Annotated in this window: 3 protein-coding genes and 1 pseudogene; all 4 read left to right on the forward strand. The window is 44.1% G+C overall.

The window, feature by feature from the left end:
* Positions 1 to 98 (forward strand): annotated as a pseudogene (locus MR041_RS15690) (HYR domain-containing protein); the annotation flags it as partial.
* A gap of 6 nt (positions 99 to 104) precedes the next feature.
* Positions 105 to 8,072 (forward strand): HYR domain-containing protein, encoded by a 7,968-nt coding sequence (locus tag MR041_RS15495; RefSeq protein ID WP_242095162.1) that lies wholly within the window; start codon positions 105 to 107, stop codon positions 8,070 to 8,072.
* Between the two features lie 214 nt (positions 8,073 to 8,286).
* Positions 8,287 to 9,075 carry a hypothetical protein gene (locus MR041_RS15500; RefSeq protein WP_242095163.1) on the forward strand — a complete coding sequence of 263 codons (789 nt, stop codon included), beginning with the start codon at positions 8,287 to 8,289 and terminating at the stop codon, positions 9,073 to 9,075.
* A 473-nt stretch (positions 9,076 to 9,548) separates the two neighbouring features.
* Positions 9,549 to 10,140, forward strand: a 592-nt coding sequence (locus MR041_RS15505) for a hypothetical protein (protein ID WP_242095164.1), incomplete at its 3' end; no start/stop codon positions are given.

Consider the following 10,140-nt stretch of genomic DNA (forward strand, 5'->3'; position numbering starts at 1 on the left):
GCTTATCCAATGATGCACCCGCTACTTTCCCTGTCGGAGCAACAACCGTAACCTGGACCGTAGAAGATGTCAATGGTAATTCAAGCTCTTGTACACAACAGGTCGTGGTAACTGACAATATTGACCCAACAATAACTTGTGCTGCCGATGTCGCTGTTAACGTTGATCCCGGAGAGTGCTTCGCTACTGTAGCTCTTGTAAATCCAGCAACCTCAGATAACTGTGGTATCAATGCCCCCAGCTTATCCAATGATGCACCCGCTACTTTCCCTGTCGGAGCAACAACCGTAACCTGGACCGTAGAAGATGTCAATGGTAATTCAAGCTCTTGTACACAACAGGTCGTGGTAACTGACAATATTGACCCGGTCATTACTGGCTGCCCTAACAACATTACCATCGACAATATTACAGGCACCTGTAGCAACAGCGCCAGCTGGACGCCACCAACTGCCAGCGATAACTGTTCCTACACCTTAACAAGTACCCATGACCCCGGTGATTCCTTTAATGTAGGAACGACTACCGTTACCTATACAGCGACCGATCCGGCCGGTAATACAGATACCTGTAGTTTTACGGTAACCGTTAACGATATAGATCCTCCCGTAGCCTTGTGCCAGGATTTTACAATTGTTCTCGATTCCGATGGTGCCAATACCCAGGGTGATAAACTAAATGTAAACGATATAAACAACGGCAGTTATGATGCCTGCGGCAGTGTAAGTGTGTCCTTTGCTGATGGAGGTAATACTATGAATATCTACTGTGAGGATACGGGCGACATGCAAGTCGACATGATTGTAACCGATGGTGCCGGTAATATCGCTACCTGTACAGCGACTGTCACAGTCCTGGACAACATTCCTCCGGTTGCTATCTGCAGGGCAGCGCCTCTGACAGTTCAATTGGATGCCACAGGTAATGCCACCATACTCCCTTCTCAACTTGACAATGGCAGTCATGATGGTGACAATCCCTGTGGTGTTACTTTATCATTAAATCAATCGACCTTCGATTGTACCGATGTGGGATCCAATACGATTACTTTAACGGCTACCGATGGAGGCGGCAATACCGACACTTGCGATGTCACCGTAATTGTTGAAGATAATGTACAACCCAACGCGGTGTGTCAGGACCATACCGTATATCTGGATGCAAATGGAAATGGCACATTAACTATTGACGATATTGATGGCGGTTCAACTGATGCCTGCGGTATTGTAAATCGAGCGGCCAGTCAAACGACCTTTGATTGTTCTGACTTAGGAGTTAACTCTGTAAGACTTGATGTAACCGATGCCAATGGCAATGCTTCCAGCTGTTTCGCAAATGTTACGGTCGTGGATGATGTTCCACCTGTGGTACCCTCTGTAAATGATGTGACCTGGGGCTGCGAATATACCCCCACGACACCAACAGCAATAGATAATTGTACGGGTGGTTCTATAAGTGGTGTGCCCAATGTAGCATTCCCGGTATCCGCAACCACTACCATTACATGGACCTTTACGGACAATGCAGGAAATAGTTCTACGGCAACCCAAACCATAACCATAGATCCAGTGGTATGCACTACCACAGTTGTTCAGGATGTGAGTTGCCTCGGCGGCTCAGATGGTATAGCCACGGTTTCCGGGTCCGGTGGCAATGGCCCATATACCTACGACTGGGGTGGTTTAGACCCCAATGCCCTGCCAGCAGGAACCCACACCGTCACCGTCACTGATGATGAAGGTTGTTCCAGTACCTGCACGGTAACTATTAACGAACCGACACTATTAACCGCCTCCATCGATTCGCAATCCAGTAACCTGTTCTGTTACGATAACCCTACCGGATGGATTACAGCAGCTGGGGCCGGTGGTACAACACCATATACCTACAGTATCAATGGCGTTGATTTCCAAAGTAGTGCAACCTTCAGCAATTTAACCGGCGGCAGCTACACCATTACGGTAAAAGATGCGAACGACTGTACGGCAGATGTGGTTGTATCACTAATCGGTCCAACAGAAGCCCTTGTTGCCGATGTACAATTAACCGATGCCAACTGTTTTGAACCTGGCTCCAAAGGTGTTGAAGTTGTTGGTCAAGGGGGTAATGGCGGATACGAATATCAAATGACAGGAGATGCCACCGTAAACTGGACCACTAATGGGGATTTCGGCGGATTGGTTGACGGGACCTATTATTTTCAAGTTAGAGATTCTGAGGGTTGTCTATCTGAAAATGTCGAAGTCGTTATCAATGAATCAACTCGTGTCAAAGTAGAGATTCCGAGTTGGCAAAACGCATTGTGTTACGGAGAAGCTTCAGGTAGTGCCAGTGGTGTGGTATCAGGTGGAAAAGCCCCATATACCTATTTGTGGGATGACCCTGCAGCGCAAACGACCCTGGCGGCATCAGGACTGGCCGCGGGAACCTATACCTTAACCGTAACAGACTTTTATAATTGTCCTGTGACAGCAACGGTAACCATTACCGAACCTGACGACATTGCAATTTCTGAATCCCATACCGATGCTTCTTGTTACAACGCGACTGATGGTTCTATAAACTTATCTGTTACGGGCGGAACTGCCCCTTATTTGTACAGTCTCAATGGCGGCGCGACTACCTCTAGCAGCTCTTTTTCGGGTCTGTCTGCAGGCACTTACACCATGAGCGTCATCGATGCGAATGGATGTGAAAAAGAAATCGATGTGACCATAAACCAGCCAACGGAGATCACAGCTTCCTTTACGACCAGTACTGTCGATTGTGCCGGGACGAGCAGTGGAACGGCTACGGTAACCCCTACGGGAGGGATATCCGGATATTCCTATTTGTGGAGCAACGGACAAACTTCTCAAACGGCGACGGGATTGTCTCCCGGAACCTATAATGTCACCATTACGGATGCTACAGGCTGTTCCGTAACAAAATCTGTGACCTATTCAGATCCTCCGGTGTTGGATTTAACCGTTTCGACAACCGTAACCTCAGGTGTTGGACAAACGGATGGAACGGCTTCAGCCACACCTAGCGGTGGCGTTGGGCCATATACCTATTCATGGATCACCTCCGATGGCAGCGGTTTAAACCCAACAGCTCAAAACCAAACAGGCCTGAGCCAGGGAACTTATACCGTTACGGTAACCGATAGTACCGGATGCCAGATAACAGAGAGCATCATTGTTGCTGATCTTATTACTATTATCTTAGACTATGAGACAGCTTGTGACCCCAATGAATCTATTGATTTGCAACATTTATACATTCGATTACTGGATGGAACAGGTAATCCGTTGATCACAGGTGGCTATGGTAATTTAAGCTATACCTGGAATTTTGGCACAAATGTAGAGACGGTGATAGGAAATCCAAATGATAATTCTACCAAAGAAATTACCTACACCTCAGGTGGCGATAAAACTATTGCTCTCATCGTAACGGACGATTCAGGACAATCGGTGAGTTATACCTTTGACGTTCTTATCGATTCCTGTATCGAGTTTGATGTGGAATGTGATCGTTGCGTGTCTCAGGATTATCAGCTCCTGGATTGGTATATTGGTGATGCCGATGGTACACCATTGGGTACTTGTGATAATCCGGGTGAAGTCATTGGCGATCCTATTTATATTTGGTTTTATCTGGATCATGGTGATAATACCAATTACAATTTAAATGTGGTGGCAGAGTATTCAACGGTGCATCCGCTTACAGGTGAGATAAGTACTCAGGCCGTGGAGGAATGTTTATATGAAGGTGAAAAAATTGGAACCGGAGCAGCGTATTTATTTATTGATGATCAATATGTGTGTGGTAGTCAGATTACGATCACCAAATTTTTAATCTCATGGACAAAATTGGCTAAAACACCTTGTGGACAGCGCGAACCAAAATGTTATTGTCCTGGTTTTGACCTTGAGGTGAGTTCACCTTTATCAGTCATTGCCACAGCCACAGATATTTCATGTTATGCAGGCACTAATGATGGCACGGCCTCAGTAGATGCCTTTGGTGGTACGCCACCGTATGCTTACTTCTGGACGACAAGTGATGGCAGTGGATTGGATCCTACAGCTCAAAATCAAACCGGGTTGAGTCCCGGAACTTACACCGTGACGGTAACGGATTCGAATACCTATTACGATCCGGATCTTGAAATGACGGTCTCCGATCCTTACACGGTTACAACGAGTGTGGTTGTTGGTGAGCCCGATGAATTATCGATAGACAGCATTGCTCCTGTTGTTCCCCCATGTTTTGGAGGCTCCAACGGGTATGCGCAATCCAATGTTTCAGGTGGCACACCACCCTATACCTATTTATGGTCGGACGGACAAACCACACAGACAGCAACCAATTTAAGCGCGGGCACCTATACCATAACCGTAACAGACGCCAATGGATGTACCGATTCTGATAGCGTCACCATTACCGATCCCCCATTACTTACCGCTACAGCTTCAGGTATTGAACCCAATTGTTATGGTGGAAATGATGGTACTGCAACAGCAACTCCTTCGGGAGGTACTCCCGGTTACACCTATTTGTGGAGTAATGGGCAAACTTCTCAAACCGCCACAGGATTGACTACCGGCACATATTCGGTTACTGTAACCGATGCCAATAATTGTACCGCAAATGTTAGTGTTACCATAGGACAACCAACAGTATTAACCGCATCAACATCAAGAACAAATGTGCAATGCTATAATGCCGGCGATGGAACGGCCACTATAAATGTGTCCGGTGGAACTGCTCCCTACACCTATTTGTGGAGTAATGGGCAATCCACCGCAACAGCCACTAATCTGGTTCCGGGCACCTATAATGTGGTTGCTACGGACGCGAATGGCTGTCAGATTTCAAGAAACGTGACGATCACACAGCCGACTGATTTGACGCTATCGACAGAATTTAACGAACCACAATGTTATAACGGCGCGAACGGTGGAACAGCAAAAATTTACCCTTCCGGTGGTACAGCACCTTATACCTACTTATGGAGTGATGGGCAAACCACTCAAACGGCTATCAATTTAGCCGTTGGAACTTACACCGTGACCGTAACGGATGCAAATGGTTGTCCTGAAACCGCTTCCATAGATGTGACACAACCCCTGGAAACTTTTGCAAATGCAGGACCCGATCAGGATTTGAGTGTCGAGAACTGTGGTATAACATCGACGGTTCTTAGTGCATCCGGAGAAGATTCTGAAGGGAACATCTTACCCGGAAACTGGTATATTGTTTCCGGAACGGGAGGTAGTTTCTCTGATATCACGGATCCAAATGCCATATTTACGGGTCAGGCAGGAATTACGTATCAACTACTTTGGGAAATAGATTGTGATCAGGACCTTGTAGTCATCAGTTTCGGAGAAGGATGTAATACACTGGACTTTGATGGTGATAATGACCACGTGACCTATCATAATGAATTTAATTTAAGCTCGAACTTCAGTTTGGAGATCTGGGTAAAACCGGATCCGAACCAGAATGACGGTGGGTCAAATAATGCCATACAGACCATTTTTTCCAAGCGTGACGCCACTGCGCTGACCGATGGATACGACTTAAGGCTGGAAGGAACAAGCCTCTCCTTTAATTACAATGGAGGCGGTACAGTTGCGGCTTCTAACGCTCTTGGAACGGACAGATGGTATCACATCGCTGTAACATTCGATGGATCGAATTACATCTTATATGTCGACGGTCTACAGGTGGGCAGTGGAAGCGGTTCAGCACCTTTGTCAAATAGCCATGAATTTATGCTGGGAGCTATGGATCAGGATCCTGCCGGTGGTAATCCGAATCCCTTGAATTATTACAGCGGCTGGATGCAGGAATTGCGTATTTGGGATACTGCACTCACCGTAGAACAAATTCGACAGATGATGAATCAAACCATAGTCAACAATGGCACTGCCACGCGCGGTACGGTTGTACCTATTGATGTGGATGGGCTAAATTGGTCCAGCTTGATCGGGTATTACAGAATGTTGCAACCGGCATCCCTCTCCGGAACCGGATATTTATTGTCTACATTTGGGATAGGACCTGATGGCCAGTTGCGAAATATTGAAACCACCCAGGACGAAACCGCTCCATTGCCTTATACTACTGATGAAGACGGTAATTGGAATGATGTCAATACCGGAAATAATGATGGGGCATCACCCTGGACCTGGGGACATTCCGTATGGGATCATCCGAACAGTACGGGTATAAATGGTAGTCCGATAGACTGGAATATCGTGAGAACAGGTCATAACGTTATATCAGATGTACAGGATGTTACCCTTTTAGGACTGCTTGTCGATAGTGCTGAACTCACCATAACCAATTCAGGGACTCAGGATGAAACGAATACCGGGACAGGACTATGGATTACACATTATTTAAGATTGGATGGACAGATAGATTTAATTGGTGAATCGCAACTGGTTCAGAAGCGTTATACCCCCACCCAGTCAAACGAGAGTATTTTGGATGTGGATAGCAGCGGATTCCTGGAACGCGACCAGCAAGGCACCAACAATCCGTTTAACTATAACTATTGGGGGTCTCCGGTTGGACCACAGACCGTAGGCAGTAACAATAACCCGAGAAGTATTGGCGGGGTGATGCGCGATGGAACCAATTCGGCAACGCCTCAAGCCATAACATGGACCGGTTCATATACGGCACCTGGAACCAATCCAATATCCATTAGTACGAGATGGTTATACGCCTACGAAAACTATGTGGCCAATACCTATGCCAATTGGAGAAGATTGAATCAGTCTACCACCTTTAATATCGGTCTGGGTCATATCATGAAAGGCAGTGGTAATAACTACGTGGCCGGCACAGCCGGAACACAGAACTATGTATTTACCGGAAAACCCAATAATGAAACCATAACCACACCTATAAATGCAGGATATAATGCCTTGGTGGGCAACCCATACCCCTCTGCCTTGGATGCTAACGAATTTATCTTTGATAACGAAAGCAGTACCACAGGAGCCTTGTATTTTTGGGAACATTATGTTGAGAATAATACCCATATTTTACGAGATTACTTAGGTGGATATGCCGTGCGTAACCTATTAACAGGTGTTGCTGCCGTTACCCCCGCACCAACGGCCGATGGTTATGTGATTACCGGTGGAGCAGGAACTAAAATCCCGGGCAGGTATGTACCCGTGGGACAAGGATTCTTTGTACATTCGAATGCCTCAGGTGGTGTGGTCACCTTTAAGAACAGCCAACGGTTGTTCCAAAGGGAAACCAATGATAACTCTCAAAATGGCTCAGTTTTCATTAAAGGAACCAATGGTAAAAATGGGAAATCCAATACGCCACCTTTAGAAGAAAATAGCGATGCGCAACTCATTCGATTTGAGTTCAAAACACCTTATGGTGCGGTAAGACCTCTGGTACTCGGATTTACTCCGGACAACCGAGCGACCGATGCTGTGGATTTTGGCTATGATGCAAGGACCAAGGAATCACTGCCCGATGATTTGTTGTTTATGATAGATGGGAATAAATATGTGATTCAGGGTGTGGGCGAATTTGATGATATGAAGGAATATCCTCTAGGCTTGTACTTAACCAATTCGGGTATGGTCGAAATTTCCATTACCACATTTGAAAATATGGCCCCTAGTACCAAAGTCTATATTTATGATGCGTTGCTGGGGACCTACACGCGAATTGATGACAGCAATCGTACGTTTGAAATGACACTGGATGCCGACATCTATCTGGATCGTTTCTTTGTGACCTTTAATAAGAAGCATGCGCTCTCTGTTACTGAGGAAAATGCTATCATTGATAAAGTTACAGTAAACTATCTGCAAAACAGCAGAGAGATCTATATCAGGACGCCTTATGATATTGATGTCAAACAGGTGTATTTGACCAATATATTGGGTCAGCAGGTGAAATCCTGGAATAAATTCAATACGGCTCAATTCTCCAATGAAATGAAGATCCCCGTAAATACTATTGCAGATGGGACCTATATCATAGAGGTGCATACCACTCTGGGTAAAGTAAATAAAAAGGTCATTATCGGTAACTAAAAAAGATCGCGGTTCAGTAATCAAAACGGATATTAATAATGTTTATATTCATAAAAAAGGAGGCTATTTACCTCCTTTTTTATGAATATAATTCCTTCAAATACATTTTAATTAATCATTTCATCGATTATAAATGTATTTCATGGATTATTTAATGAAATAATGGTATATTAGCACAAGTAAGAGCGATAGTGTTCATTAAACCCCAAATCTAATGACCAAAATTACCTACTTGTGTTCAGCATTTCTATTATTTGCCGGTATCATCGGGTATGCAAATACCGCTGCCAATTATACCGATCCCCAGTTGTTACGTATAGACTTCACCATGCCCAATGGTTACGTACGTCATTTGGCTATCGGTTTTACGCCTGATAATGCAGCCTCCGACGGATACGATTATGGTTATGATGCCTTGAATGTCGACAATTTCCCCGATGATCTGAACTGGCTGATAGAAAATGAACGTTATGTAATTCAAGGTGTTGGGGCTTTTGATGACACTAAAACCTATCCTTTAGGCCTATTTTTAACCAATAGTGGCAACATTAAGATTTCATTTGATAAATTAGAGAATTTTGATAACCCCATAGACGTGTTTGTATATGACGCCTATCTGGAAACCTACACGCGAATCAATGATGCAGACTACGCTTCCCATATGAGTCACGGCGATTATACGGATCGCTTTTTTATTGCATTTAAGGATAACTCAGAAAACAACATCGCCAAAAGCAGCCTGTCCACACCGGAAGCTTTCCTTGAAAACACACGCATCCAGTATCTGAGCAATTCAAAGGAGGTGTACATCAATACGACCGGTCCTAACAGCATCAAAAAAATCACCATCTATAACTTAAACGGACAACAGGTATATACATTGAATAATCTTCAAAATCAGGACTTTAGGATAACCATTCCCAATTTAAAACATACCTATGGCATTGTATCGGTGGAAAGTGATGCAGGCTATATTGCCTCGAAACAAATCGTCATCAATTAACAACATTTAATAGACCCAAAAAGCCAACCTGAGGGCATAGACGATCTCAGGTCTTCATAGCTATTTCAATTCACCAGAAAGGCAGACCGGCCACAAACCTAACGGTATTCAAAAACCAATCTGTTCTCTAAAGATCAACCCGCATTCTACGCGCGATTTCAAGCGATTTTATACTGAAATGAGGTTACATTTAAAATATACTTCACCTGTTTGGAAATTGGCAGGGGCAGGTTCATTTTCATTACCTCTGTAAATAGTTCAATTCGAGTCTTAAAAAAATAACTTACAGAGTATAGAAGATAAAATACCTTTCAACGAGTATTTTTGTTATTTGTAGAGTATAAAGATAATTTTATTGTATCCCTCATAAGAATGGTTAATAGCAAGTAGAACCAGAAATGTGTTCGTTTTATTAAAAAAGTGATGTAAACGAACGGGATTTTTATGTGTTTTACCCAAACTATTAACAGTTTATGAAGAAGAACTACTTTTATAAAAGCATCCCTTTTCTACTCGCTTTTCTGATAAGTTGTAGTTTGTATGCCCGAACCCTAAATGCGACACCTACGCCGTCCTCTCCTGTTTATAGCCTTCAGTATAAAGTTGTTTCGTTTTTTGCGGGGTTGTTTCAGTCGGAATTAAAAATAGATGCTGTTCAGAAGGATGAAAATTTAGTTGATGATTTATCTTCTCTCAGTTTCGCTCCCACCATTACCTGCCCCAGTGATATTACAATAGAATGTGATGAAAGTATAGATCCTGATATAAATTTAACCTTAGGAAAAGCAACGGCTATTCCTACAGATGGGACCTGTACAATTGATATATCGTATACAGATGTCACTACAGCAGGCGCTTGCCCAAACTCATTCATAATAACTAGAACCTGGACGGCCGAAGAAACTTGTGGAATTAACACTGCATCAACTTCATGTAACCAAACCATTAACGTAACTGATACAACTCCACCCGTGTTGAGTGGCGTGCCTGCCAATGCAGACGTTGATTGTGAAAGCATACCTGTCGCCGCTATAGTTACAGCTACTGATAACTGTAGTGCTATAC

Source organism: Aestuariivivens sediminicola, assembly GCF_022662015.1.
In the GTDB taxonomy this organism is placed as follows: Bacteria; Bacteroidota; Bacteroidia; order Flavobacteriales; family Flavobacteriaceae; genus Aestuariivivens; species Aestuariivivens sediminicola.